25 protein-coding genes are annotated in these 25,190 nt (G+C 63.5%); 4 read left to right on the forward strand and 21 right to left on the reverse strand.

The genetic code is table 11. The features are described from left to right. Positions 1-115 precede the first annotated feature (115 nt). The 7 genes from FBZ93_RS02260 to FBZ93_RS02290 all read right to left on the reverse strand — a co-directional run bounded on the left by FBZ93_RS02260 (position 116) and on the right by FBZ93_RS02290 (position 7,091). Positions 116-673: a hypothetical protein gene (locus tag FBZ93_RS02260; RefSeq protein ID WP_146984351.1), complete on the reverse strand. Its 558-nt coding sequence runs from the start codon at positions 671-673 to the stop codon at positions 116-118. A 49-nt stretch (positions 674-722) separates the two neighbouring features. Continuing rightward, positions 723-1,379: a tetratricopeptide repeat protein gene (locus FBZ93_RS02265; protein WP_146984352.1), complete on the reverse strand. Its 657-nt coding sequence runs from the start codon at positions 1,377-1,379 to the stop codon at positions 723-725. Between the two features lie 157 nt (positions 1,380-1,536). Further along, a complete protein-coding gene (locus FBZ93_RS02270) occupies positions 1,537-3,132 on the reverse strand; it encodes a class I adenylate-forming enzyme family protein (protein WP_146984353.1) in 1,596 nt (531 codons plus the stop codon). A gap of 10 nt (positions 3,133-3,142) precedes the next feature. Next, the gene (panB, locus tag FBZ93_RS02275; RefSeq protein ID WP_146984354.1) at positions 3,143-3,964 is read right to left on the reverse strand and encodes a 3-methyl-2-oxobutanoate hydroxymethyltransferase; all 822 of its coding nucleotides are present in this window, start codon (positions 3,962-3,964) and stop codon (positions 3,143-3,145) included. A gap of 2 nt (positions 3,965-3,966) precedes the next feature. Then, positions 3,967-4,551 (reverse strand): NnrU family protein, encoded by a 585-nt coding sequence (locus FBZ93_RS02280; protein ID WP_146984355.1) that lies wholly within the window; start codon positions 4,549-4,551, stop codon positions 3,967-3,969. A gap of 77 nt (positions 4,552-4,628) precedes the next feature. Beyond that, a complete protein-coding gene (locus FBZ93_RS02285; protein WP_167528879.1) occupies positions 4,629-5,240 on the reverse strand; it encodes a hypothetical protein in 612 nt (203 codons plus the stop codon). Positions 5,241-5,471: 231 nt separating this feature from the next. Further along, positions 5,472-7,091, reverse strand: a complete 1,620-nt coding sequence (locus FBZ93_RS02290; protein ID WP_146984356.1) for a peptide chain release factor 3 — start codon at positions 7,089-7,091, stop codon at positions 5,472-5,474. A 153-nt stretch (positions 7,092-7,244) separates the two neighbouring features. Here FBZ93_RS02290 and sugE point away from each other — a divergent pair, with 153 nt between their 5' ends. Continuing rightward, on the forward strand, positions 7,245-7,559 hold the full coding sequence (gene sugE, locus FBZ93_RS02295) for a quaternary ammonium compound efflux SMR transporter SugE (RefSeq protein WP_050419043.1): 315 nt from the start codon (positions 7,245-7,247) through the stop codon (positions 7,557-7,559). Between the two features lie 60 nt (positions 7,560-7,619). Here the strand turns inward: sugE and FBZ93_RS02300 are convergent, their stop codons facing one another. From FBZ93_RS02300 to FBZ93_RS02330, 7 genes are all read right to left on the reverse strand, one after another. Then, complete coding sequence (locus tag FBZ93_RS02300; RefSeq protein ID WP_146984357.1) at positions 7,620-8,624, reverse strand: inorganic phosphate transporter; 1,005 nt, start codon at positions 8,622-8,624, stop codon at positions 7,620-7,622. A 14-nt stretch (positions 8,625-8,638) separates the two neighbouring features. Next, positions 8,639-9,283: a DUF47 domain-containing protein gene (locus FBZ93_RS02305; protein WP_146984358.1), complete on the reverse strand. Its 645-nt coding sequence runs from the start codon at positions 9,281-9,283 to the stop codon at positions 8,639-8,641. Positions 9,284-9,425: 142 nt separating this feature from the next. Then, complete coding sequence (locus FBZ93_RS02310) at positions 9,426-10,394, reverse strand: branched-chain amino acid ABC transporter permease (protein ID WP_146984359.1); 969 nt, start codon at positions 10,392-10,394, stop codon at positions 9,426-9,428. A 1-nt stretch (position 10,395) separates the two neighbouring features. Then, a complete protein-coding gene (locus FBZ93_RS02315) occupies positions 10,396-11,259 on the reverse strand; it encodes a branched-chain amino acid ABC transporter permease (protein ID WP_050406473.1) in 864 nt (287 codons plus the stop codon). 64 nt (positions 11,260-11,323) lie between these two features. Further along, complete coding sequence (locus FBZ93_RS02320) at positions 11,324-12,544, reverse strand: ABC transporter substrate-binding protein (RefSeq protein WP_146984360.1); 1,221 nt, start codon at positions 12,542-12,544, stop codon at positions 11,324-11,326. A 40-nt stretch (positions 12,545-12,584) separates the two neighbouring features. Further along, positions 12,585-13,328 carry an ABC transporter ATP-binding protein gene (locus FBZ93_RS02325; protein WP_146984361.1) on the reverse strand — a complete coding sequence of 248 codons (744 nt, stop codon included), beginning with the start codon at positions 13,326-13,328 and terminating at the stop codon, positions 12,585-12,587. Then, the gene (locus tag FBZ93_RS02330; protein WP_050419084.1) at positions 13,321-14,076 is read right to left on the reverse strand and encodes an ABC transporter ATP-binding protein; all 756 of its coding nucleotides are present in this window, start codon (positions 14,074-14,076) and stop codon (positions 13,321-13,323) included. Before FBZ93_RS02330 ends, FBZ93_RS02325 begins: the two co-directional genes overlap by 8 nt. Before the next feature lie 484 nt (positions 14,077-14,560). On the opposite strand from FBZ93_RS02330, the gene FBZ93_RS02335 reads away from it, so the two are divergent. Next, positions 14,561-15,151: a hypothetical protein gene (locus FBZ93_RS02335; protein WP_246667329.1), complete on the forward strand. Its 591-nt coding sequence runs from the start codon at positions 14,561-14,563 to the stop codon at positions 15,149-15,151. Between the two features lie 95 nt (positions 15,152-15,246). Here the strand turns inward: FBZ93_RS02335 and FBZ93_RS02340 are convergent, their stop codons facing one another. The 4 genes from FBZ93_RS02340 to FBZ93_RS02355 form a co-directional block, all read right to left on the reverse strand. Further along, entirely contained in the window at positions 15,247-15,579 is a 333-nt protein-coding gene (locus FBZ93_RS02340) for a hypothetical protein (protein ID WP_146984363.1), read from the reverse strand. A gap of 294 nt (positions 15,580-15,873) precedes the next feature. After that, positions 15,874-16,242 carry an ArsC family reductase gene (locus FBZ93_RS02345; RefSeq protein WP_146984364.1) on the reverse strand — a complete coding sequence of 123 codons (369 nt, stop codon included), beginning with the start codon at positions 16,240-16,242 and terminating at the stop codon, positions 15,874-15,876. A 405-nt stretch (positions 16,243-16,647) separates the two neighbouring features. Continuing rightward, entirely contained in the window at positions 16,648-17,157 is a 510-nt protein-coding gene (locus FBZ93_RS02350; RefSeq protein WP_146984365.1) for a cytochrome P460 family protein, read from the reverse strand. Between the two features lie 96 nt (positions 17,158-17,253). After that, positions 17,254-18,291, reverse strand: a complete 1,038-nt coding sequence (locus FBZ93_RS02355; RefSeq protein ID WP_146984366.1) for an alpha/beta fold hydrolase — start codon at positions 18,289-18,291, stop codon at positions 17,254-17,256. Between the two features lie 163 nt (positions 18,292-18,454). Between FBZ93_RS02355 and FBZ93_RS02360 the strand changes: the two genes are divergently transcribed. After that, positions 18,455-20,008 carry a winged helix-turn-helix domain-containing tetratricopeptide repeat protein gene (locus FBZ93_RS02360; protein WP_146984367.1) on the forward strand — a complete coding sequence of 518 codons (1,554 nt, stop codon included), beginning with the start codon at positions 18,455-18,457 and terminating at the stop codon, positions 20,006-20,008. Positions 20,009-20,253: 245 nt separating this feature from the next. Here FBZ93_RS02360 and FBZ93_RS02370 read toward each other — a convergent pair whose 3' ends face one another. Further along, positions 20,254-21,363, reverse strand: a complete 1,110-nt coding sequence (locus FBZ93_RS02370) for an HlyD family secretion protein (protein WP_146984368.1) — start codon at positions 21,361-21,363, stop codon at positions 20,254-20,256. A 138-nt stretch (positions 21,364-21,501) separates the two neighbouring features. On the opposite strand from FBZ93_RS02370, the gene FBZ93_RS02375 reads away from it, so the two are divergent. Beyond that, positions 21,502-23,016 (forward strand): DUF1254 domain-containing protein, encoded by a 1,515-nt coding sequence (locus FBZ93_RS02375; RefSeq protein WP_246667330.1) that lies wholly within the window; start codon positions 21,502-21,504, stop codon positions 23,014-23,016. 232 nt (positions 23,017-23,248) lie between these two features. Here FBZ93_RS02375 and FBZ93_RS02380 read toward each other — a convergent pair whose 3' ends face one another. Together FBZ93_RS02380 and FBZ93_RS02385 are read right to left on the reverse strand one after the other, a co-directional pair. Further along, positions 23,249-23,890: a glutathione S-transferase family protein gene (locus FBZ93_RS02380; protein ID WP_146984719.1), complete on the reverse strand. Its 642-nt coding sequence runs from the start codon at positions 23,888-23,890 to the stop codon at positions 23,249-23,251. A gap of 186 nt (positions 23,891-24,076) precedes the next feature. Next, complete coding sequence (locus FBZ93_RS02385) at positions 24,077-25,078, reverse strand: alpha/beta fold hydrolase (protein WP_167528880.1); 1,002 nt, start codon at positions 25,076-25,078, stop codon at positions 24,077-24,079. Positions 25,079-25,190 lie beyond the last annotated feature (112 nt).

A 25,190-nucleotide genomic window follows, 5' to 3' on the forward strand; every position in this document is an offset into this window, starting at 1 on the left:
ATTGAAGCAGGAGCCTAGCGCGCGACGCGATTGGGTTGAACCGTCATCGCGCTCTAGATTCTTGTTTTAGCATGATCTTTTCGGAAAACCGCTTCGCACTTTTCCGGATCATGCCTTAGCGGCTAAATCCGCCGCTCGGTAGCGGCGCGGGGAACGCGCCGCCGGATTGTTGCGTGGTCTGGGTCTGCTGCTGGGCCGGTGCCGCAGGCTGCGCCTGCTGGTCGTCGGCCGGCGGCGCCGTGGTGCGGCGGCGGACGATCTTCTTCGGCTTCGGCTCAGGCGGCACCGCGGCGGGCGCGCCCTCCTCGGTTGCGGCGTCGGGGGCGGCCGCCTGGTCCGCGGCCGGCGCGGTGCGCTTGCTGTGCTTCTTGGCGCCCTTCGGCGGCTCGGGCGGCGGAGCCGGCTGGGCGGCAGCTGCCGCCGCGGCGTTCTGCTGGTCGAGCTGCTCCTGCTGCGAGCCCTTGTACAATTCCTTCGGCACGCCCTGCTCAAGGCCGGGCACGCCTTCAGGGAAGACCGGCTTGCGGTCGCCCTGCAGTTTCTTCTTGGTGTCGAGGAAGTCGAGCAAATCGCTGGGGTCGAAATTGGCCATGCCGCCACCGCCGCAGCCGGCCAGCGCGCTGCAAAGCGCGGTCAGAACTGCGGCTGCGATCAGGCGTTGCGAGCGGCGCATGGTCGATCTCTCACTCAAACTCGGGTTTCGCGCCAATTCAGCCCTCAAGTCAGCTTTTGGCGACCGGCGGCAACAGTGCCTGCAGCGCTTCGGCGCGCGAGCGCATGCTCGGCGGCGTCTCGCCGTCATTGGCAATCTGGTCGAGCCACTTGCGCGCGGCGGTGGCATCGTTGGCGTGCCACGCCGACAGCGCCAGCAACTCGCGCGCGGAATGGCGGAACGTCGAATCCTTCGACGTCGCCATCGCCTCGAGCCGTTGCTGCATGTTCGGATAGGTCGTGGTGTCCATCACGATCTGCGCGGCACGAATCCGTGCCAGGTCCTGGTCGGGACCATTGACGCTGCGGTCGGCTGCGATCTCGTCATAGAGCTTCGCGGCGGCGGGCTGATCGCGGGTCGCGACCTCGGCGGCCATGCGCAGCCGCGCCAGATTGCGGTACCCGGACGGCGCCTTGGTGATCAGATCGGCAAAGGCGGCCTCAGCCTCGGCGTGCTTGCTTTGGTCCGACAGCTCGACGGCGCGGTCGAACGCCGCACCGGCCTCGGCGGCCTTCTTGGCCTCGAGATATTGGTAGCCGCGCCAGCCACCGACGCCGGCGACCACCAGGACCGCTAGCGCGATGATAAAGATCGAGTACTTGTCCCACAGCTTCTTGAGCTGATCGCGACGGACTTCCTCGTCTACTTCGTCAAATAATTCAGACACTTAAAGCTATCCCATCCCCTCGGGACCGCGAATCTCGGTGGAGCCTGGCCCCTACCCGATCCCCACATCGCGGCGGCGTTACCCTAACGGTGTGGCGGAGGCAAGGCAAAGCGAGGCGGATCAAAGCGTTAACCGGGGAAGTTTGTCCTTCCCCGCCTCAGGCCCCGGCCGACAGGCTCTCCCGCAGCTGGCGCTTGATCACCTTGCCATTGGCATTGCGCGGCAGCGGGTCTGATGTCAGCGCCATGGTCTCCGGCACCTTGTAATCCGACAGCCGCTCGGCGCACCAGGCGCGCAGGCTCTCCGCATTGACGTCATTACGGGTCACGATCACGGCGTGCACGCGCTCGCCGAGCACCGGGCACGGCTTTGCGATGATCGCGCTCTCGACCACGGCCGGGTGGCCCGCCAGCACGGACTCGACCTCGGCGGAATAGATCTTCAGCCCGCCGCGGTTGATCATGTCCTTCTGGCGATCGAACACGCGAACGAAATTGTCGGCGTCGATCGAACCGAGATCGCCGGAGTGCCAGAACCCGGCGGTGAAGCTCTCCGCGGTCGCCCTTGGATTGTTCCAGTAGCCCTTGATGACGGAGGCGCTGCGGATCCAGAGTTCGCCGATCTCGCCGCGCGGCACCTCGCGGCCATCGGCGCCCATCACGACGATCTCGGCGCCGGGACACGGCAGGCCGACGCTGTCGATATGGGAGGCCGTGAGTTCGCCCGGCATCAGGGTCGAGGGCGAGGTGGTTTCGGTCGCGCCGTAGCAATTGGCGAGCTTCAGTCCGGGGATCTTGGCGTCGAGCTTTTCGATGGTCGCAACCGGCATCGGCGCGCCGCCGAAACCGCCGATGCGCCAGCTCGACAGATCGTAGCTGTCGAAATCCGGCTGCATCAGGCAGAGATTGTACATCGCCGGCACCATCACCGTGTAGCTGACGCGCTCGCGCGCGGCGACCTTCAGATATTCCGACGCCTTGAACTCCGGCATGATGATCAGCGCGCCGGCGCAGCGGGCCATGGTGGTGACGTTGGCGACCGCGCCGGTGACGTGCGCGAGCGGCACCGCGGCGATCGAGCGATCGGCTTTCGTCAGCTTGAGGCAGGATGCGAACACCATCGAGGAGTGGATGATGTTGCAATGGGCGAGCATCGCGCCCTTCGGCCGGCCCGTGGTGCCTGAGGTGTAGAGGATCATCGCGGTGTCCTCTTCCCTCACCTCCGCCGGCGCCTGGGCCGGCGCATTGTCGCGCAATGCGGCGAATTGGGACGCGCTGTCGTCGCTGACGGAGATGCGATGCGCAACGGCTGGAATATCGGCGGCGTCGGGGATGCGGTCGGCAAGCGTTGACTCGTGGACCAGGCACTTGGCGCCGCAATCGTTCAGCACATAGGCGATCTCGGGCTTCTGCTGGCGCGTCGAAAGCAGCACGGTGACGAGTCCCGCATGCGCAGCGGCGAACATCGTCAGCACGAATTCGGTGCGGTTGCCGAGCAGGATCGCAACGCGGTCGCCGGGCGCAAGGCCGAGTTTTGAAAAGCCCGCCGCGACCTTCGCCGATTGCTCCGCGACCTCGCGCCAGGACAGGCGCGTCGCGCCGCAGACCAGCGCCTCGCCGTCGCCGTTCTCTGCGACGGCGTCCGCGATCATCGCCCACAGGCTGGCCGGCCGCTCGGCGAATGCCGGCACGACGCGGTCGCCGAAGCGCGGCTCGAGCCGCATGAGCGGCAGTGCGTGTTGCGACCAGTCCATGCGTGCCTCGTCAGCTCTTCTTCATCCCGTAGACGTGCTCAGGCCCCGGGAAGGCGCGGCTCTTCACATCGCGGGCATAACCCGCGACCGCCTCCTCGATCGCCGGGCCGAGATTGCCGTAGCGGCGGACGAATTTCGGCGCGCGCGGCGACAGGCCGAGCATGTCCTCCAGCACCAGCACCTGGCCGTCGCAGGCAGCACTTGCGCCGATGCCGATCGTCGGCACGGCGATCGACTGCGTGATCTTGCGCGCCAGCGGTTCGGCGACCGCCTCGACCACAATCGAGAAAGCGCCCGCTTCCGCGATCGCCTTCGCGTCGTTCTCGATCGGCGCCCAGTTCTCCTCCTCGCGGCCCTGCGCGCGGAACGAACCGAGCGTGTTGATCGATTGCGGCGTCAGGCCGATATGGCCCATCACCGGAATGCCGCGCTCCGACAGGAACGCCACCGTCTCCGCCATCCGCGCGCCGCCCTCGAGCTTGACCGCGCCGCACAGCGTTTCCTTCATGATCCGCACCGCGGACTGGAACGCCTGCTCCTTCGAGCCTTCATAGGAACCGAACGGCATGTCGACCACGACGAGCGCGGCCTGCGAGCCGCGCATGACAGCGCGGCCCTGCAGGATCATCATGTCGAGCGTGACCGGCACGGTGGTCTCGAAACCGTGCATCACGTTGCCGAGGGAATCGCCGACCAGGATGGCGTCGCAGTGCCGGTCGACCAGCGCGGCGGTGTGCGCGTGATACGAGGTCAGCATCACGATCGGCTCGCCGTTCTTGCGGGCGCGCAGATCGGGCGCGGTCTTGCGCTTGATGGCGGATTGAACAGACATAGTCAGGCTCCCATGACAGGCACGCCGATCACGACCGGGTGGAACGCAAACGCAAGCGCCAGATAGACGACGACACCGACCGCGATCGCGATCAGGTCGTTGGTCGGGCCGCCCACCGGGATCGGCGGCGCACCGGCATCGCTGCGGCGCTTCAGCGAAATGCGGTCATAGACCGCCCAAGCCAGGAACGAGCCGAACAGGATGATCGAGCCGAGGTCGCCATTGGCGAGCAGATGCGCGAACGCCCACAGCTTCACGCCCGCCAGCATCGGATGCTTCAGCGTGGTGTAGATGCGGCCGCGGATATAGGAGGCGACGACGAGGATGACGGCGGGCAGCATCAAGGCCACCGTGATGTGCTTGAAGGCGGTCGGCGGCGTCCAGATGTCGATCCAGCCGGTCGCGCGGTAGTGGCCGAAGCCCCAGATGATCAGCGCAAGGCCCGCGAACGAGACCAGCGAATAGACGCCCTTGTAGACCCCCTCGCCCATCGCCTTGACCAGGCCGGCGCGCAGATCGCGCAGGCTGGTCAGCACATGGATGCCGAGGAACAGCACGAGACCCAGGATCATGACGAGCAGTCCCACGATGTTCCTCCCCTGATTGATGCCTTCGCGTAACATCTTCGCCGGGCGGGACGCAATCCATCACGCCCGGTGACGGATCATGGATTGCCGGCCGGCTTGGCCAATTCGCGGTTGTCGACATAGCGGATCATGATCGGGCGGCCGGCGAGCGCGCCGCCCAGCCCGCCGGTGAATTTCAGCGGCAGGCAGGCATCGAGCGAGGCATTGATCGCGTTGAGGTAGGTGGTGCGGGTGTCCGCCGGGATGCCCCGCGTCGAAAACGTCAGGCGCGGCGCGCCGATCATCTCGCCTGATCGTTTGAAGCTGAAGCGTACCGACATCTGCATGCCCTCCCGCGCGTCATCGGGCGGCGGCGGCGCCCAGCAGGCGCGCAGCGCGGCGAACAAATCGCCGATGGTATCGAGATCATGATCGGGCTTGCGGTACTTCTCGGCCTGCCCCTCGGGCGGCACGGTCAGGATCGTGAGCTGGAGATTTTCACCGTACGGATAATCGATCTCGGGCAGGCACGGCCCGTGATTGAGCACGCTGCAGTAGGACGGGATGCAGGGCCCGTTGTCGAGCACGCTGCAGGGCGTGTGTGCGAACGGCACCGGGTTCGTCTGGTGCCGCTGCCGCGCGCCAGCCGTGCCCGCGAAGGCAAAGGCCAGCACAGCAAAAGCGAGGCAGATGGCAACGCGTCGGAACATGCGGTTGGACCCGGGATGCGCTCCGGGGAAAATGATACCGCGGCCGGAGCGGAGCAAGCCGGGCTGCGTTCAATTCCTTGCGCGGACGAACGGCGGCCCTCCCAACCTTCGCCGTCATCGCCAGGCTCGATCGGGCGATCCAGTATTCCAGAGACACCGGTAATTGAACGGATGAGCCGCGGCGTAGTGGGTCCCCCGGTCGAGCCGGGGGACGACACGGAGCAAGCGGACTTACGCCTTCTTCTTCACGTCCTTGACGTTGGAGAAGGTGATGCCCTCGGCGCGCTCGCGGGTGTAGCCGAGATAGAACTCGTTCTTGGCCATGAACACGGGATCGCCGTCGACGTCGTCGGCGATGCCGGAATTGTTGGCGGAGATGAAAGCGTCGAGCGCCTTGCGGTCGTCGGATGAGATCCAGCGCGCCAGCGAGAATTCGGAGACCTCGAACTCGACCGGCAGCGAGTATTCCGCATCGAGCCGCGCCTTCAGCACGTCGAGCTGCAGCGGGCCGACCACGCCGACCAGCGCCGGCGCTCCGTCGCGCGGACGGAACACCTGCACGACGCCCTCCTCCGACATCTGCTGCAGCGCTTCCTTCAGCTTCTTCGCCTTCATCGCATCCGTCAGGCGAACGCGGCGGACGATTTCCGGCGCGAAGCTCGGCACGCCGACGAAGGTCAGATCCTCGCCTTCGGTGAGCGTGTCGCCGATCCTGAGCGTGCCGTGGTTGGGAATGCCGACGACATCGCCGGCAAACGCCTCGTCCGCCACCGAGCGGTCCTGGGCGAAGAAGAATTGCGGGCTCGACAGGCTCATGTTCTTGCCGGTTCGTACCAGCTTGGCCTTCATGCCGCGGCTGAGCTTGCCCGAGCACAGCCGGGCAAAGGCGATGCGGTCGCGGTGGTTCGGATCCATGTTGGCCTGGATCTTGAACACGAACGCGCTCATGCGCGGCTCGGCCGCCTCGACCTTGCGCAGATCGGAATCCTGCGCGCGCGGCGCCGGCGCGAACTTGCCGAGACCTTCCAGCAGATCGCCGACGCCGAAATTGCGCAGCGCGCTGCCGAAATAGACCGGCGTCAGATGGCCCTCGCGGAACGCTGCGAGCTCGAACGGCTTGCAGGCTTCCGACGCCAGCGCGAGCTCATCCTTGACCTCGGCAACGTCGAGATTGGGGTTGCGCTTGCCGAGATCGGCGATGTCGATCTGCTCGGTGGCGCCGGTCTTGGCGCCGCCGCCCTCGAGCAGCCGCACGCCGCCATTGACGACGTCATAGGTGCCGAGGAAATCGCGGCCGCGGCCGACCGGCCAGGTCATCGGCGTGGTGTCGAGCGCCAGCGTCTTCTCGATCTCATCGAGCAGCTCGAACATGTCGCGGCTCTCGCGGTCCATCTTGTTGATGAAGGTGATGATCGGAATGTCGCGCAGCCGGCACACCTCGAACAGCTTTCGGGTGCGCGCCTCGATGCCCTTCGCGGCGTCGATCACCATGACGGCGGAGTCGACCGCGGTCAGCGTGCGATAGGTATCTTCCGAAAAGTCCTCGTGGCCCGGCGTGTCCAGCAGGTTGAACACGAGCTCGTTGAACTCGAAGGTCATCACCGAGGTGACGACCGAGATGCCGCGCTCACGCTCGATCTTCATCCAGTCCGACCGCGTGTTGCGCCGCTCGCCCTTGGCCTTGACCTGGCCCGCGAGGTTGATGGCGCCGCCGAACAGCAGCAGCTTTTCCGTCAGCGTGGTCTTGCCGGCGTCCGGGTGCGAGATGATCGCAAAGGTGCGCCGGCGCGCCACTTCCTCGGAAAGCGGCGAGCGGGACGGCGATTCGGCTGAAACTGAGATGTCGGACATGGCGGGGCATTTGGCAGGGAAAACGGGCGCAATCAAGGGCGTTTTGTCGCAATGCGGAACGGCCGCACCAGCCCCATATCGGGACGCGAGGGACGACCTTCTTCTCACCATACCACCCGCGGGGACGACCCTGCCTTATCTGGAGGGTTCGTGATGGCTTGGGCCATTCTGTTCACCGCTGGCCTGCTCGAGATCGGCTGGGCGATCGGGCTGAAATACACCGAGGGCTTCTCGCGGCTGGTGCCGTCGGTGCTGACGCTCGCCGCGATGGCCGGCAGCATCATCCTGCTCGGCCTCGCGCTGAAGACGCTGCCGATTGGAACCGCCTACGCGGTCTGGACCGGGATCGGCGCGGTCGGCACCGCGGCGCTCGGCATCATCCTGCTCGGCGAACCCGCGACCGCGATGCGGCTCGCCAGCATCGGGCTGATCGTGTCCGGCATCGTCGGGCTGAAGCTGGTCGGCTAGTCACTTCTTTTTTGGACGCGTTTTCTTAACGCGAACCGACTTCCACTTCGCTCGAACACGCTATTTCAATACCTGCACGACCCAATAAGTCGCGGCGGCGACCGCGGCCGACGCCGGGATCGTGATCACCCAGGCGTAGACGATCGAGCTCGCCACGTTCCAGCGCACGGCGGAGAGCCGCCGCGCGGCGCCGACGCCGACAATGGCGCCGGTGATGGTGTGGGTGGTCGATACGGGAACTCCGAGATAGGTCGCCAAGAACAGCGTCACGGCGCCGCCGGTCTCGGCGCAGAACCCCTGCATCGGCGTCAGCTTGGTGATCCGCAGCCCCATGGTGCGCACGATCCGCCAGCCGCCCATCAAGGTGCCCAGCGCCATCGCGCTCTGGCAGGCCAGCACGACCCAGAACGGGATCTCGAAAGTGTCGCCGAGATGGCCCTGCGAGTAGAGCAGCACGCCGATGATGCCCATGGTCTTCTGCGCGTCGTTGCCGCCATGGCCGAGCGAATAGAGCGAGGCCGAGGCGAATTGCAGAATGCGGAAGGCGCGATCGACCGCGAACGGCGTCGAGCGCACCGAGAGCCAGGACACGATCGCAACCAGCACCAGCGCCAAGAGGAAGCCGATCAGCGGCGACAGCACGATCGCGAGCAAGGTCTTGGTGAGCCCGCTCCACACCGCCGCCGAAATGCCCGCCTTCGCCATGCCGGCGCCGACCAGGCCGCCGATCAGCGCGTGCGAGCTCGATGACGGAATGCCCAGCGCCCAGGTGATCACGTTCCAGACGATCGCGCCGACCAGCGCGGCGAAGATCACGGTCGCATCCACCACCGACGGGTCGATGATCCCGGTGCCGATCGTGTTGGCGACGTGCAGGCCGAACACCGCGAAGGCGACGAAGTTGAAAAAGGCCGCCCAGAACACCGCGTATTGCGGCCGCAGCACGCGGGTCGAGACGATGGTCGCGATCGAATTCGCGGCGTCGTGCAGGCCGTTCAGGAAGTCGAACAGCAGCGCGACCGCGATCAGGATGGTGAGAACCGGAAGGCCCAGCGTGGCGTCCACGTATTCGCCCCGCTTTACACTTGCTCGATCACGATCGAGTTGATCTCGTTGGCGACGTCGTCGAAGCGGTCAGCCACCTTCTCGAGGTGATCGTAGATCTCCGCGCCGACGATGAAGTCCATGGTGTTGGCGTCGCGATGCTTCAGGAACAGCTCCTTGAGCCCGATATCCTGGAGATCGTCGACCCGGCCCTCGAGCTTGGTCAGCTCCTCGGTGATCTGGGTCAGCATCGAGACGTTCTGGCCGATCGCCTGCAACAGGGGCAGCGCGCGGCCGACCAGGTTGGCGCATTCAACGATCAGGCCGCCCATCTCGCGCATCGGCGGCTCGAATTCGCGCACCTCGAACAGCATCACCGCCTTTGCGGTCGCCTGCATCTGGTCGACCGCATCGTCCATCGACGTGATCAGGTTCTTGATGTCGCCGCGGTCGAACGGGGTGATGAAGGTGCGGCGAACCGCGGTCAGGACCTCGCGGGTGACGCTATCGGCGTCGTTCTCGAATTGATTGACGCGCTGGCAGAAGACCGGGGTCTCGTCCCCGCCCCTGAGCATGTCCTGCAGCGCCTTCGCGCACTGCACGGAGGTCTGGGCGTGGCGGGCGAACAGGTCGAAAAATCGCTCTTCCTTGGGCAGAAAGGCGCGAAACCAGCGCAGCATGTCTCAGTTCCATCATTCCGGGACAGCCCTTTTAGCGACTGTCACAGAACTGTCATAGAGCATCTGGCGGGGAAAAAACCTGAAACGACCGCCCGAACGGGCGGTCGTCCACCGCTAAGTCGGCTGATAATCGGGCCCTGCCCTACAGCGACCGCCGCAGCAGGTGAGCCAGCTCGCCGACCAGGCCGCGCCGGAACAGCAGCACGCAGGACACGAAGATCACGCCCTGGATCACCGTCACCCACTGGCCGAAACCGGCGAGATACTGCTGCATGGCGATGATCACGAAGGCACCGACCACCGGGCCGAAGATGGTGCCGAGGCCGCCGACCAGCGTCATCAGGACGATTTCACCGGACATCGACCAGTGCACGTCAGTGAGCGAGGCGTTCTGCGCCACGAACACCTTCAGCGAGCCGGCGAAGCCCGCCAGCGTGCCCGACAGGATGAAGGCCAGCAGCTTGTACTGGTCGGTCTTGTAGCCGAGCGAGATCGCGCGCGGCTCATTCTCGCGGATCGACTTCAGCACCTCGCCGAACGGCGAGTTGATGGTGCGGTAGATCAAGAGGAAGCCGGCGAGGAAGCCGACCAGGACGACGTAGTAAAGCACCAACGGCTTCGACAGATCGAAGATCCCGAGCAGATGGCCCTGCGGGATGCCCTGGATGCCGTCCTCGCCATGGGTGAACGGCGCCTGCAGATAAAGGAAGTAGAGCAGTTGCGACAGCGCCAGCGTGATCATCGAGAAGTAGATGCCCTGCCGCTTGATCGAGATGTAGCCGGTGGCGAGGCCGAGCAAGGCCGCCGCCGCTGTGCCGACCACGATGCCGAGCTCCGGCGACAGCCCCCACACCTTCAGCGCGTGCGCCGAGACGTAGCCGGCGGTGCCGAGGAACATGGCGTGGCCGAACGACAGCAGGCCGCCATAGCCGATCAGGAGATTGAAGGCGCAGGCGAGCAGCGCAAAGCACAGCGCCTGCATCACGAAGAACGGATAGATCCCCGTGAACGGCACCACCGCCAGCAGCGCCGCCATCACGGCGAATACGATCATCTCGTCGCGCATCGCGCGCGGCGTCATCGGAAGTGTATCGTCGGTCAATGCTGACATATCAGGCCGCCCGTCCCGTCAGTCCCGTTGGCTTCACCAGCAACACCACCACCATCAGGACAAACACCACGGTGTTGGAGGCTTCGGGATAAAAATACTTTGTCAGTCCCTCGATCACGCCGAGCGCGAAGCCGGTGATGATCGAGCCCATGATCGAGCCCATGCCGCCGATCACGACCACCGCGAACACCACGATGATGAGATCGGCGCCCATCAGCGGGCGGACCTGGTTGATCGGCGCCGACAAGACGCCGGCGAGCGCGGCAAGACCGACGCCGAGCCCGTAGGTCAGCGTGATCATGCGCGGCACGTTGATGCCGAAGGCGCGCACCAGCGTCGGATTCTCGGTGGCGGCGCGCAAGTAAGCGCCGAGCTGCGTCTTCTCGATCAGGAACCAGGTGGCAAGGCACACCACAAGGGAGAATATGACGACCCAGCCGCGATAGATGGGCAAGAACATGAAGCCGAGATTGACGCCGCCCTTGAGCTGATCCGGAATCGAATACGGCAGGCCGGAGGAGCCGAAATAGTTCTGGAACACGCCCTGCACGATCAGCGCGATGCCGAACGTCAGAAGCAGTCCATAAAGGTGGTCGAGGCCGGCCAGCCATTGCAGCATGGTGCGCTCGAGGATCATGCCGAAGATGCCGACGATGACAGGTGCGATGAGCAGCGCCCACCAGTAGTTGATGCCGCCCAGATTGAGCAGGAAATACGCCACGAAGGCGCCCATCATGTAGAGCGCGCCATGCGCGAAATTGATGATGTTGAGCATGCCGAAGATGACGGCGAGCCCCAGACTGAGCAGCGCGTAGAACGAGCCGTTGATCAGTCCCACCAGAAGCTGTGCGTAGAGAGCCTGCATCGAATGAGCTTTCGCTGGATAGATGAAGCCCGCCGGCCACGCGCGCGGCCGGCGGGCATGATCGTCACTTCTTCAGAAGCGCGCAGGTGCTCTTGTCGAGCGGCGTGAAGGCCTGGTTGCCCGGCACGGTGCCGACCAGCTTGTAGAAGTCCCACGGTCCCTTGGACTCCGAGGGCTTCTTCACCTCGAACAGATACGCGTCGTGGGTGACGCGGCCGTTGGCCTCGACCTCGCCCTTGCCGAACAGCGGATCGTCGGTCGGGATCGTCTTCATCTTCGCAACCACCTTGGCGCCGTCATGCGGATTGCCGCCGAGCGCTTCCAGCGCCTTGAAGTAATGCATCAGACCCGCATAGACGCCGGCCTGCACCATGGTCGGGGGCGCGCTGTTCTTCATCTTTTCCGAGAAGCGCTTGGAGAACGCCCGGGTGTTGTCGTTGAGGTCCCAGTAGAACGTCTCGGTGAAGTTGAGGCCCTGCGCGGTCTCGAGGCCGATCGCCTTGACGTCGGTGAGGAACAGCAAGAGCGCCGCGAGCTTCTGGCCGCCCTTGACGATACCGAACTCGGCCGCCTGCTTGATCGAGTTGGTGGTGTCGCCGCCGGCATTGGCGAGACCGATGATCTTGGCCTTGGAGGCCTGCGCCTGCAGCAGGAACGAGGAGAAGTCGGCGGTGTTGAGCGGATGCTTGACCCCACCGACCACCTTGCCGCCGTTGGCGGTGACAACCGCGGTGGTATCGCGCTCCAGCGCCGCGCCGAACGCGTAGTCCGCGGTCAGGAAGAACCAGGTGTCCCCGCCCGCCTTCACCAGCGCCTGGCCGGTGGCGTGAGCGAGCATGTAGGTGTCATAGGTCCAGTGCACCGTGTTCGGCGAGCACTGCGCGTTGGTGAGGTCCGAGGTCGCCGCACCCGAATTGATGTAGACGCCGTTCTTTTCCTTGACGACGTTGTTGACCGCGAGCGCGACGCCGGAATTCGGCACGTCGACGACGGTATCGACCTTGTCGACGTCGAACCACTGGCGGGCGATGGTGGTGCCGATATCGGGCTTATTCTGGTGATCGCCGGAGATCAGGTCGATGGTCCAGCCCTTGGCCTTGAGGCCGGAATCCTCGATCGCCATCTGGGCCGCCAGCGTCGAGCCGGGACCGGCGAGGTCGGCGTAGAGGCCGGACTGATCCGACAACACGCCGATCTTGACGACCTTGTCGTCGGCGGAGGCAACGCTCGCGACGCTGAGCGCGATCGCGGTGCCGAGCAGAAGCGCAGAAATCGTGTTCTTCATGGGGATTCCCTCAGTCCTTAAATTTTCTGGCTCGGCGGCTTCAGACGCCGAGATAGGTATGAAGCTTGTCCATGTTGGCCGACAGCTCGGAATTGGCGAAGCCGTCGATCACCTTGCCGTGCTCGACGATGTAGTAGCGGTCGGCAACCGTCGAGGCGAAACGGAAATTCTGTTCGACCAACAGGATCGTGAAGCCCTGCGACTTCAGGCGCGCAATGGTGTGCCCGATCTGCTGAATGATGACCGGCGCCAGCCCTTCGGTCGGCTCGTCCAGCATCAAGAAGCGCGCACCGGTGCGCAGGATACGCGCGATCGCCAGCATCTGCTGCTCGCCGCCCGAGAGCTTGGTCCCCTGGCTGGTGAGACGCTCCTTCAGGTTCGGAAACAGCGTGAAGATCTGGTCGAGCGGCAGGCCGCCCGGACGCACCACCGGCGGCAGCATCAGGTTCTCGCGCACGTCGAGGCTGGAGAAGATGCCGCGCTCCTCGGGGCAGAATGCGATGCCGAGCCGCGCGATGCGGTCGGAGGTGGCGCGGATGATCTCCTTGTTGTCGAAGCGGATCGAGCCGGAGCGCTTGTTGATGACGCCCATGATCGACTTCAGCGTGGTGGTCTTGCCGGCGCCGTTGCGGCCGAGCAGCGTCACCACCTCGCCGGCCTTCACGTTGAAATTGATGCCGTGAAGAATGTGCGATTCGCCGTACCAGGCCTGCAGGTCGTTGACCGTCAGCACCTCGGCGCCGGCCGCAGCCACGGGCCTCTCCGCCAGTTTTGCCTCAGCCATGACCCGCTCCCAGATAGGCTTCCTTCACGCGCTCGTCCTTGGAGAGGTCGGCGTAATTGCCCTCCGCCAGCACCTGCCCGCGCGTCAGCACGGTGATGATGTCGGAGAGGTTGGCCACCACCGAGAGGTTATGTTCGACCATCAGGATGGTGTATTTGGCCGAGATCCGCTTGATCAGCGCCGCGATCTTGTCGATGTCCTCGTGGCCCATGCCGGCCATCGGTTCGTCGAGCAGCATCATCTCGGGGTCGAGCGCGAGCGTCGTTGCAATTTCAAGTGCGCGCTTGCGGCCGTACGGCATCTCGACCGCCGGCGTGTTGGCGAATTCGCTCAAGCCGACGTCGTTCAGAAGTTCATGGGCGCGCGGATTGAAGCGGTCGAGCACGCTCTTCGAGCGCCAGAAATCGAATGACGAACCATGCTGGCGCTGCAACGCGACGCGCACGTTCTCGAGCGCGGTCAGATGCGGAAATACCGCCGAAATCTGGAACGAGCGGACCAGCCCGAGCCGCGCCACGTCGGCCGGCGGCATCGCGGTGATGTCCTGGCCCTTGTAGCGAATCTGCCCGCCCGTCGGCTTCAGGAATTTGGTCAGCAGATTGAAACAGGTCGTCTTGCCGGCGCCGTTCGGCCCGATCAACGCATGGATACTGCCGCGACGCACCTTGAGCGCGACGTCGCGAACGGCAAAGAAACCCGCGAATTCCTTGGTCAATCCGCTGGTTTCGAGGATGAACTCATCGGCCAAATAGATTCCCCCATACGCCATCGCCGCGAAGCCCCTCGCCCGCGTGGCCAGCTTTTTTCATGTTCGACAGGTTGTCCGTACGTCTTGGAAACCGTCCGGGGGCCTGTCGCCTCCGGGCCGGAATATGCCGTCATCTACGGCGGTTACGCAAGGTGGAAAGCTGTGCAGTGCGGTATCGGAACGACCGGTTCCGGTTGATCCTTAGTCGAATGGTATTTCAACGCGCTTTGCGCCTCGGAAAGTCGCCATTAAGGCTGTTTTGCTCCGGACGTTCCCTTTCATAGAATATTTCCGCCTCTCGGCGAAACTCCCGGCCATTGCATGATGAACGGCTAGAGCCTTGCATTTCGAACGCACCAATTCCTCGTTCGTCAAATCGATCCGCCACCGTGATGTCCTGAACACGTGGCTGCGGCTTTATGCCCGCGGCCAAACCATCCCGCACTTCGGCTAGCCGATGCCATTCCAGAGTGCAGATCCATCGGTGGTCAAATCGATCACGCAGCGCGTGCTGCTGAATGCCTGGCTGCGCGCGGTGCGCGCGCCCGACACTCTTCCTCTGCTGTGCGACTTCCACACCGAAGGCACTGCCGACGAACGCGCCGACATGATGGGCTTTGACGTCGAGGGCAGCGGCGACGCTGCCCGTTTCATCATCACGCAGGAAGGCGCGCGGCTGACCACGGCTTACGGTAACGAGCACGTCGATCCGCGGCTGCGCACCAACCGCTACCTCGATGACGCGATCAGCCCGGAGCGCTACGCCGGCGTGATCCTCTCGTATCGCGCCTGCCTTGCGCGCAAGCGTCCGACCTATACGGTTGCGGAGGTCACGGACGCCGACGGCAAGGACGTGTCCTATGAGCGGCTGCTGCTGCCGTTCGGCCGCGGCGATGCCGTCGAGCACATCGTCGGCTCCTACAAGGCGATCAGCATCGAGGGCGGCTTCCGGCTGCACAATCTGATGGGCGTGACGGCGAAGGCCGTCCCTGTCGTCACCGTCCGCGCGGTGATCGACCGCAGGTTCGTGCCGGCGGATCGCCCGGCGAGCCAGGATTCGGTCGAACTGATCTAGGGCGCGTACTCATCAATCCGCCATGTCGACGAAGGGCCAGAGGGCGACATCGTCGCTGAAAATCTGATCGGCGATCATGGCGCCCCCTATCCACCCTAGTCTCGATAATCGCATGCCCCTCCGGCGCGACGCTTCCAGATCATCAACCAGTTCATACGTGGAGCGTCGGGGGCTTTGATGTCTGCTTTGAGTGCCCTCCACGCGGCCAGCATAAGAATCAGTATCCCACATGAAATTGAGGCCACTCCCGCGAAGCTACTGTGGCTACGTGCGAAAAGGAACAAATAAACGCCACCCCACCCAATAACCGAAAGAACCGCCAGAGCAGTAGTCTGGAAAATGAGATCAAGAGCAACGAAAACTATCGGATTTTCCGCAGCGTCGATCGAAGACGTTTTCAGTTTGGAAACGAAATCCGCCAGCTTCATCACTTTGCCGCTTCGCTTCCCGCAAGATCAGCGACCGGATGCGTTAAGACGTGGAGCGCCGGTCGTCCTGAGCAACCCTCCCACGTGCGACGCCACCAAATCCCTTCGACTGTTAGCCCGATAGGGTACGCGAAAGTGGCTTGTTGCACCAGCCAAGCACTAAACTTTGACTAGTCACCTTTGGGTCATTCTCGACCGATTTCAACATGGCTTCGCGATATCAGCCTGTTCTCGGGAAGCGGACACCGGACCGCCGGCGCTTATGAGTACGCGCCCTGGCTCGCGCCGAACGCGTCAGCCCTTCTTGCGCGCCTTCGCCGGCACTTCCTTGGCATAGATGTCCGGCTTGAAGCCGACGACGCGCTTCGGCCCGAGGTCGAGCACCGGACGCTTGATCATCGACGGCTGCTCGGCCATCAGCGCCAGCGCCTTGCGTTCGTTCAAACCTTCCTTGTCGGCATCGGGCAGCTTCTTGAAGGTCGTGCCGGCGCGGTTGAGCAGTGTCTCCCAGCCGATCTCCTCGCTCCACTTCTTGAGCTTGTCCCTGGCGATCCCGACAGTCTTGTAGTCGTGGAAGTCGTAGGCGACGCCGTGATCGTCGAGCCAGGCGCGCGCCTTCTTCATGGTGTCGCAGTTCTTGATGCCGTAGATGGTGATGGTCAAAGCCGTTCCCCGCATGCGATTGCAGCGGCGAAACTAGCCTCGCAGCCATCGCAGCGCCAGATCGGAGCTATCAGGTCTCAACACCGATCTCGGCATCGTCCGTCCTCGACAGCGTAAGTGACGCTTCCTTACCTTCGGGCCCACACCAAGTTCCTTTCGGAACGAATGCGATGGGTATAGGTTGACCTTCATCACCGCGCGGACATCCGGGCTGATATCGGTGACAGAGAGACCAAGCGCGCTCCCGCCAAAAAGCAGGAGTGTGCCATGCTCGAACAGCCACGCCTCATATCCTATTCAGTCCCAGCACGCGTCTGCCTTGGCATTGCAGCTTTCAGCGCCGCAACGTTGATCGTGGTTTTTGTGCTTGTGGCGTTTGCGCCATAGTACCGGATATTTGCGGGCTCAGCGCGCATCATGCGTGAAGACGAAATCGTGATCGCTGGCGTGGGCCTCGTGGCAGGCGAAGCACGTCTCGTGCTGCGCGGCATCGACGGGCTTGCCGTCGATGAAGCGGCCAAAGCCCCAACCGCCGGTCGAGGCATATTTGGTGGAGTCCTTGACCATGACCTGGACGGTGGTCGCCGGCCCCGTGATGAACGCGCCATCGAGGCCTTCGACCGGCTTGCGCTTCCAGGCCAGCTTGACCAGCACGGTGCCGTCAGGGAAGCGCGCGGCGCCGTCCTGATAAGCCTTCACGGCGGTCGCGTTGCCGAGCACGCTGCGCAGTTCGTCGAGCCCGGTCTCCTCGCCGACCGCGATCAGCTTCCAGTCGCGATAGCCTTGCGGAATTTTCACGCCGAAGATCGGCGATGCCAGCGCGTTGTCGTCAGCATGCCCGACGGCAAACGGCAATGACGCGCTGATGCAGGCTGCCGCGATCGCGGCAGCTGCCCATTTCAAAACTTGATTCATGATCGGTGGTCCGCGTTCGTTATTTGAGCATGATCACCGCGCAAACGCTTCGCGTTTGTCGCAGGGAAAATCGCTTCGCACTTTTCCGGATCATGCTCAGACCTTGCTGACGTCGATGATGGCCTGGACGAACGCCTGCGGCGCTTCCTGCGGCAGATTGTGGCCGATGCCGCCGGGCAGCTGGCGATGCTCGTAATGCCCGGAGAACTTCTTGGCATAGGCCGCAGGCTCCGGATGCGGCGCGCCATTGGCGTCGCCCTCCATCGTGATGGTCGGGATCGCGATCACGGGCGCCTGGGCCAGTGTCTTCTCGAAGGCGTCGTACTTCGCCTCGCCCTCGGCGATGCCGAGCCGCCAGCGGTAATTGTGGATCACGATATCGACGTGGTCGGGGTTCTCGAAGGCACCAGCGCTGCGGTCGTAGGTCGCGTCGTCGAACTTCCACTGCGGCGAGGCGAGCTGCCAGATCAGCTTGTTGAAGTCGTGCCGGTTCTTGGCATAGCCCTCGCGGCCGCGCTCGGTCGCGAAATAGAACTGGTACCACCATTGCAGCTCGGCTTTCGGCGGCAGCGGCACCTTGCCGGCCGCCTGGCTGCCGATCAGATAGCCGCTGACCGACACCATGGCCTTGCAGCGCTCGGGCCAGAGCACCGCCATGATGTTCGCGGTGCGCGCACCCCAGTCGTAGCCGCCGAGCACGGCCTTCTCGATCTTCAGGGCATCCATCAAGGCAATGATATCGGCGGCGACCGTGACCGGCTGGCCGCTGCGCATGGTGTCGCTGGAAAGGAAACGCGTGGTGCCGTAGCCGCGCAGATGCGGCACGATCACGCGATAACCGGCCTCCGCCAGCGCCGGCGCGACGTCGGCATAGCTGTAGATGTCGTAGGGCCAGCCGTGCAGCAGGATCACGGCGGGACCGGAAGCCGGACCCATCTCGACATATCCGGTATCGAGCAGGCCGGCATTGATCTGCTTGACCGGACCGATCGTGGTGTGGCCGCCAGCCTTGACCGTGGGCAGCGCCGCGGATTGCGCGCTGGCCGATCCAATGAAGCCGAGCCTGGAAGCGGCGAGGATCCCGCCGGCGATGCCGAGGAAGCGGCGGCGTTGCTGATTGATCGATTGGGTCATGGCGGTCTCCTTAACTCTGGTGTTGAAATCAATATTGCAGAGACCACCCCCGTCCGCTTTCAGAGGACATGGATTTGTCCTTCAGACCGTCGTGATTTTGGCTCCGCCCCGCCTGTGCTAGGTTCCGCCGCGGACTCAGCCGCCGGCCGCCGGACTCTTCGATTTGACCTACCATTTCAACGACTTGACCCTCGATTCCGGGCGCCGGGAGCTGCGCCGCGGCGATGCCCTGGTGGCCGTCGAGCCGCAGGTCTTCGACCTCCTCGAATTCCTGATCCGTGCCCGCGACCGTGTGGTCAGCCGCGACGAGGTGCTGGCCGCGGTCTGGCACGGGCGGATCGTCTCGGAGGCGACGCTGAGCAGCCGGGTCAATGCGGCGCGGACCGCGATCGGCGACAATGGCGAGGAACAGCGGCTGATCCGCACCCTGCCCCGCAAAGGTCTCCGCTTCGTCGGCGATGTCAGGGAGGACACCGCACCCGCTCGTCCGGTTGCGGACGGCACGGCGCCGCCGCGGCCGAGCGAGGGCCCGTCGATCGCGGTGCTGCCCTTCACCAATATGAGCGGCGATCCCGAGCAGGATTATTTCGCCGACGGGATCGCCGAGGACATCACCACCGCGCTGGCGCGTTGCAGCCGCCTCACCGTGATCGCGCGCAACTCCGCCTTCACCTACAAGGGCAAGGCGGTCGACATCCGCCAGGTCGGTCGTGAGCTCGGCGTCGGCTATGTGCTCGAGGGCAGCGTCCGCCGCGGCGGCGATCGGCTGCGCATCACCGGACAGTTGATCGACGCCAGCTCCGGCGCGCATCTGTGGGCGGATCGCTTTGATGGCGCGGCGACCGACGTGTTCGACCTGCAGGACCGCATCACCGAGAACGTGGTCGGCGCGATCGAGCCGACGATGCTGGTCGCCGAGGCCGAGCGGGTGCGCGCAGCACCGCCCGACAAGCTCGACGCCTACGATCTGCTGCTGCGCGCCTACAGCCTGCGCTACGAGTTCACGCCCGAGAGCATGGAAGCCGCGCTCGATTGCCTCGACCAGGCGCTGGCGCTCGATCCGAACTACGCGCCGGCGCTTGCTGCATCGGCCTATTGCCACGCGATGCGCCATGTCCAGGGCTGGCTGAAGCCTGATGACGCTTACCGAGAGCGCGCGGTCGCGCAGGCCTGGCGCGCGGTCGAGCTCACGCCCGGTGATCCGCAGGTGCTGTGGATGGCGGCGTTCGCGATCTGGAACATGGCCGACGAGATCGAGCCCGCGCGCGAATTGTTCGAGCGCTCGCTTGCAATCAACCCGAACTCGGCGATGGCGCTGGTGCTCGGCGGCTGGATCGAGGCGATGCGCGGCAACCAGCAGGCCGGCCGCGCCATGATCGAGCGCGCGCAGCGGCTCAACCCGCGCGACCCACGCGGCTGGTTCGCCTCCGCGGCGCTGGCGATCTGCGCGGTGCTCGACGGAAACTTTGCCGAAGCGGTGATGTGGGCCGACAAGGCGCTGGCGCAGAACCGCCGCTTCGCAGTCGCCCTGCGCGTCCTGATCGTGGCGCTGGTCAAGACCGGCGAGACTGCGCGTGCAACCCAGATCGCGCGCGAATTGCTCAAGGTCGACCCGGAGTTTTCGATCTCCGGATTCATGTCGCGAATTCCGTTCCCGGTGCAATCGATGTCCGCGACTTATCGCGAGACGCTGAAGGCGGCCGGCGTCCCGGACTGACGCCGCTCCGAGGACGCGACGATCGTTCACCCGTGGTACGCCGCGCGGCCTGCCTGGCAGCATCGGCCTGATGGGAATCCATCCCTCGTCAATTCGTAGCGCATGATTCAGCCGCTTCGATTCAAGATTTGAATCTTTGCGCGGCAGTGAGGCTCAATGAGCCCCTACCGACGGGAGCGGTTGCTTGGAGTGCGGAGGGCCTGCCCATCTCTGGAAGCGCGGCCCTTTCCCACACCGGTCGGCGGTTATAGATAGGCCGTGTAGGAACTGACCCACACCAGGATAGAGGCGAGCAGCCCGATCACACCGGCGTTGTTGGCAAATGCGGTGGCGGTGCCGGACATGCCCAAGCGCAGCGCATCACGATTGATCCCGTCGGGGATCGATATCTCCGCCGGATACACCGTCGCACCGCCTAATGCATTGGTGCGGGCGAGCGTACCCGACACCGCGATCTGTCCCTGGCCGATACCCTTGGGAATGGCCATGATCTTCGCGTGGTAGATGCGGCCCGGCAGGTTGTCGAACACGATGTCGACCGGGGCCCCCTCCTTGATGGTCTGGAATCCGTTTTGCGAGAACATGCCGACCAGGGCGATCTCCTTCTCGACAATGAACGACATCGCCGAGCGCGCCTGCAACGCCCGGTCGCCGACCGCCAGGGCAACGACGGTGACATAGCCGTCGGCAGGTGCTCGAACGGACGTTTGCGATAATTCCCAGTTTGCGTTCTCAAGTTGCGCCTGAAGTTGCGCGACCGACGTGTTGACACCACCGATCTCGGAATCCAGCGCAAGCTTGGCGCTCTGCTGGGCCGCTCTGGCCGCGCCGAGTTGCGCCGACACAGTCTCGTACTGAACCTGCTTGTCCTGCGCCTGGAATCTCGTGTTGGCATCATCGGCGGCGAGCGCCTCAATGTCCGCGAGACGCTTTTTGTTGTAGGAGGCTTGTGCGGCAAGTCCCGCCACATTCGCCGTCGCTTGCTCGTAGTTCGATTTCAGGATTTCGGTCTGTTGTTTTGCCGCCGCAAGCGAGGCCTGCAACTGGTTGACCTTGTACTGAAACGGCGCCGGGTCGATCTCAAACAGCACGTCGTCCTTCTTCACTGGCACGTTCGGCTTGACTGGAATTGCGACAATTTGTCCCGTCACATTCGGCGTCATTTCCACGACGCGACCAGTCACCGTCAGGCGACCGGAGGGCGTGAGATAATTAAAAAGCGCGAGAAATATCGCGAGAATGAATCCGCCAATCAGTAGCGAGATCGTCCCCGACAACCAACCCCACCGCACGAGCCTGAACTTCGAGAATATCAGCCACATCGTAAGGATGTAGAGGCACAACACAATAACCATGGCTTGGCTTCCATTTTTGACCTATGCTATCTTTTCCCGTGGAGGTAGTCGAAGCATCACCATTGAAGCCTCTTAGAATGCACGTTTTCACCCTCTAATTCCAGCGACTGTCTTATCTTTCTGCAGACGTCACACAGCATGGACTCGGTGGAAGAACCGGGAGCCGTTGCCGGCTCCCAGCTTTCAACCGCGCCAAAGAAGAGAGGTGCTTTTATGTATGCGATTGATCGACGTTCTCTTCTCGCCTTGACCCTTGCCGCATTGAGTTGCTTCACAGCGACTGCACCGGCAAACGCGCAATCCGTATCGCCCGCGGAAGCGCAGCAGATCGCTACAGATGCCTACGTCTATGGCTACTCGCTGATCACAACCGAAGTAACCCGCGTGCAGATGAGCAACGTGCCGAAGGTCGAGGGGTTCACAAGTCCCACCGGTCAGTTCGTCAACGTTCCTCGCTATCCGCCTGCGGACTATCGCGGCGTTTCCGCACCTAACGCGGACACTCTGTATTCGGTTGTCTGGCTCGATCTCACCGAACCGCAAGTCTTCAGCCATCCCGACATGGGAGACCGCTTCTATCTTTTCGAGATTACTGATCTCTGGATGTCGGATTCCGAGCACTCGCCGAGCAAGCGCACGGCCAGTGGAAAGGCTGCCAACTACCTCTTCACCGGCCCGGGTTGGAAAGGCGAAGTGCCTGCGGACATGAAGCACTTCCCGATGGCAACGAATTACATGGTCATTCTGGGCCGCACCTACGCCGACGGCAGCGAAGCTGACTACAAGGCCGTTAACGCGCTGCAGGCGCAATACAAGATCACGCCGCTCTCGGCCTGGGGTAAGCCGTACACGCCAGTTACGCCGCCGGTAAATCCCAATCCGGGTTTCAGCATGACCGACAAGCCGCAGACGGTCATTCTCGCCATGGGGACGGAGGGATACTTCAACCTGATGGTCAAGCTCATGGGAGCGGCTGCGCCCGCGCCTGCGGCGGATGCACCGATGCTCGCGAGCATGGCGAAGATTGGCATCGTACCCGGCAAGCCGTTCGAGATGAACAAACTCGACCCGGCTGTACAGGCAGCGCTGAAGGACATTCCCGAGACAGCTCTGAAAAAGATCGAGGCCAACAAGGAGAACCTCGGCGGGATAGTCGATGGCTGGTCGATCACGAAAGGTCTCGGCACCTATGGACCCTCCGATTACATGAAGCGAGCGGTGGTAGCGGCCTTCGGTTGGCCCGCCAATCAGGAGCGTGATGCGGTCTACCCGAACACCGAGAAGGACTCGACGGGACAGAAACTGAGCGGTGCAAACAAGTACACGCTGACATTTGCAAAGGATGCGACACCGCCCGTCAATGGCTTCTGGTCGTTCACCATGTATATGATCGACCAGGGCTGGTGGTTCGTTCCCAATCCGCTGAACAGGTTCACCGTCAGCATGCGCGACAATCCGAAGTTCAACCCGGACGGCTCGCTGACCCTCTACTTCCAGAATGAGTCGCCGGGTGCTGACAAGGAATCGAACTGGCTGCCGGCGCCGAAGGGCGATTTTGTCCTGATGCTGCGAATGTACTGGCCGAAGGACACTCCACCTTCGATCATTAACGGGAGCTGGAAAGTGCCGCAGGTGATCAAGGTCGGCTCATAGCCACGAATAGCGATTGCCTGGCTCATTGAAAGGGCTTGGCTCGGCGGGAAGCGAGGGTAATGGCGCCGACAACTGCGCACGTCAGCTATTGGCCCTTCGGCGATCCCGCGAGCTGTCCGCTTCTCCGCCACTGTTGGGGGTTAAGCGGACCTCGGCCGCCAGCTGCTCAATGAGTACACGGCCTAGGCACTGGACTTGTAAGCGCGAAGCCACAGCCGGATTGTATCGAGCACTACAATCCCGGCGATCTCGCCGCCCAGGCCTTGGTGCCCTTGCAGCTTTCCATCGCCCTGATGTAGGCAGGGCGTGCCGTCGTGCGGGCGAGATAGTCCCGCTCGGTCGGACCGGGAACGTAGTTGCCGGTTCGCAAGCCGAGCAGAAGGGCGTAGCTCACCGAGATATCGGCGGCCGTGAACCGGTCGCCGGCGAGATAGGGGCAATCCGCGAGGCGGCGGATCACCAACCCCAGCCGGCTCTCGAAGGTCTCGAATGCCCAGCGGGTCACCCGGGCATCTCGCTCGGCTTCGGGAGCCAGTTCGCGACCGACAAAGACGGCATTCATCGGCCCGGCGAGCCCGGCCTCGCCCAAATGGAGAAATTGCAGATAGGAAGCGAAAGCCGGATCATCCGGGGCGACCGCAAGCGAAGCTGAGCCGTGACGGGCGAGCAGGTACTCAAGAATTGCGATCGATTCGACCATGATCGTCTCGCCGTCCTGCAGTGCCGGAATGAAGCCGGCTGGGTTGATCGCGAGGAAATCGCGATCATTCTCGACCGCGAGCAGATCGACCGGGCGCAGCCGATAAGCCAATCCCAATTCCTCGAGCAGCCAGACAACGCGGAAGCCACGACCTTCGCCATAGACGGTGAGCATTGTTGAGTGTTCCTGAATTGGGCTGGATGTACCGATAAACCTGGCGGCGCGATGCGAAGCAAAGTCCGCTTTGATTCTATAGCGGCCGGAGTGGTAGGGCAGCGCAAATGTCGCGATGGCCACAGGCTGACACTGGGCGATAGCTGACTCTCATGGAGGCCAACGCCAGTTCATACCTATAGCCAGTCAGACCTGGCTGCTCCTGGTCTGCACTCTTCGGCCGAAGCCTGCGTCGCGAGCGACCGCCACGGCGTGGGCACGGCTGTTTGCTCCGAGTTTGCCCAGAACAGTCGAGACATGATTGCGGACGGTCTTCGCTGATATCTTCAACTGGACCGAGATGTCGGCATTGCTGATACCCTGCGCAAGAAGTTCGAGAACATCGCGCTCCCGCGCCGTCAGTTCATCGAACGGCTCGGCTCGTGCGGAGTGAGTGGGGAGAAATTCATCGAGCTCGCGAACGAACTGCTTCCAGGCCGGCTCAGTGTCCAACACAATGTGATTGCGACTCTCAAGCGGCACAAATCGTGCGTCGGGAACCAAAGCCGCGACCTTGCGACCGTCATCAAATGGAAGCACTGCGCTCTGACGGGAATGAAACACGAGTGTTGGACAACTCAGGTCCGGCAGCAGGTCCTGCATATCACTTTCCACGAGGGTGCGAAGCAGTGCGACCCCGTTTTCGGCAGAGGTCGTCAGACGCAGCAATTCGTTGAAAGACCGAGCCTGTTCCGCGCTCGCGTCCGGAATGTGCAGAGACGTCAGGAAGGTACCGAATCCGGGAATGTCCTGCGGCCACCCCATCTCGAACGCCTTGAGCTGCACCCGCATGTTCTCGACCCGCTCAGGTGGGGCCTTCGCCGTCAACGGGCCCGTCGGCGATGTCCCGTACAGCACGAGCCGGTCGACACGATCGGGATTGCTCACCACGAAGGGCAGAACAACTCGTGCGCCGCCCGACATGGCGACGAGAGAGAAATTACGGACTCCAGACGCGCCGACGACAGCTTCAAAATCCTCAACGAGCTTCTCGAAGGTGAATTCAACACCCGAACGGTCGGATAGGCCAGTCCCGCGAAAATCGTAGCGGATGAGCGTGTGCCGCTTTGCCAGCGCCGATATCCAGGGTCGCCAGACCGGGCTGTCCCAATCGAAGTTGAGGTGGTGGACAAAATGCGCGACCCACACCAGCGGAGGTCCGTTGCCGCAAGTCTCATAGGCGATGCGTGTGCCATCGCGGCTGGCGCAAAAACGTATCTGACGCGTTGGAGGCAACACGGGTTACCTACGGCGGTGTCTG

The organism is Bradyrhizobium macuxiense (assembly GCF_007993935.1).
Lineage (GTDB): Bacteria > Pseudomonadota > Alphaproteobacteria > Rhizobiales > Xanthobacteraceae > Bradyrhizobium > Bradyrhizobium macuxiense_A.

Coding starts and splice junctions, on each gene's coding strand:
- FBZ93_RS02350 (WP_146984365.1), bottom strand. CDS start 17,157: ATGAATCAAGTTTTGAAATGGGCAGCTGCCGCGATCGCGGCAGCCTGC.
- FBZ93_RS02375 (WP_246667330.1), top strand. CDS start 21,502: ATGGACTCGGTGGAAGAACCGGGAGCCGTTGCCGGCTCCCAGCTTTCA.
- FBZ93_RS02260 (WP_146984351.1), bottom strand. CDS start 673: ATGCGCCGCTCGCAACGCCTGATCGCAGCCGCAGTTCTGACCGCGCTT.
- FBZ93_RS02285 (WP_167528879.1), bottom strand. CDS start 5,240: ATGTTCCGACGCGTTGCCATCTGCCTCGCTTTTGCTGTGCTGGCCTTT.
- FBZ93_RS02315 (WP_050406473.1), bottom strand. CDS start 11,259: ATGCAGGCTCTCTACGCACAGCTTCTGGTGGGACTGATCAACGGCTCG.
- FBZ93_RS02320 (WP_146984360.1), bottom strand. CDS start 12,544: ATGAAGAACACGATTTCTGCGCTTCTGCTCGGCACCGCGATCGCGCTC.
- FBZ93_RS02370 (WP_146984368.1), bottom strand. CDS start 21,363: ATGGTTATTGTGTTGTGCCTCTACATCCTTACGATGTGGCTGATATTC.
- FBZ93_RS02355 (WP_146984366.1), bottom strand. CDS start 18,291: ATGACCCAATCGATCAATCAGCAACGCCGCCGCTTCCTCGGCATCGCC.
- FBZ93_RS02270 (WP_146984353.1), bottom strand. CDS start 3,132: ATGGACTGGTCGCAACACGCACTGCCGCTCATGCGGCTCGAGCCGCGC.
- FBZ93_RS02305 (WP_146984358.1), bottom strand. CDS start 9,283: ATGCTGCGCTGGTTTCGCGCCTTTCTGCCCAAGGAAGAGCGATTTTTC.
- panB (WP_146984354.1), bottom strand. CDS start 3,964: ATGTCTGTTCAATCCGCCATCAAGCGCAAGACCGCGCCCGATCTGCGC.
- FBZ93_RS02380 (WP_146984719.1), bottom strand. CDS start 23,890: ATGCTCACCGTCTATGGCGAAGGTCGTGGCTTCCGCGTTGTCTGGCTG.
- FBZ93_RS02290 (WP_146984356.1), bottom strand. CDS start 7,091: ATGTCCGACATCTCAGTTTCAGCCGAATCGCCGTCCCGCTCGCCGCTT.
- FBZ93_RS02340 (WP_146984363.1), bottom strand. CDS start 15,579: ATGAAGCTGGCGGATTTCGTTTCCAAACTGAAAACGTCTTCGATCGAC.
- FBZ93_RS02325 (WP_146984361.1), bottom strand. CDS start 13,328: ATGGCTGAGGCAAAACTGGCGGAGAGGCCCGTGGCTGCGGCCGGCGCC.
- FBZ93_RS02310 (WP_146984359.1), bottom strand. CDS start 10,394: ATGTCAGCATTGACCGACGATACACTTCCGATGACGCCGCGCGCGATG.
- sugE (WP_050419043.1), top strand. CDS start 7,245: ATGGCTTGGGCCATTCTGTTCACCGCTGGCCTGCTCGAGATCGGCTGG.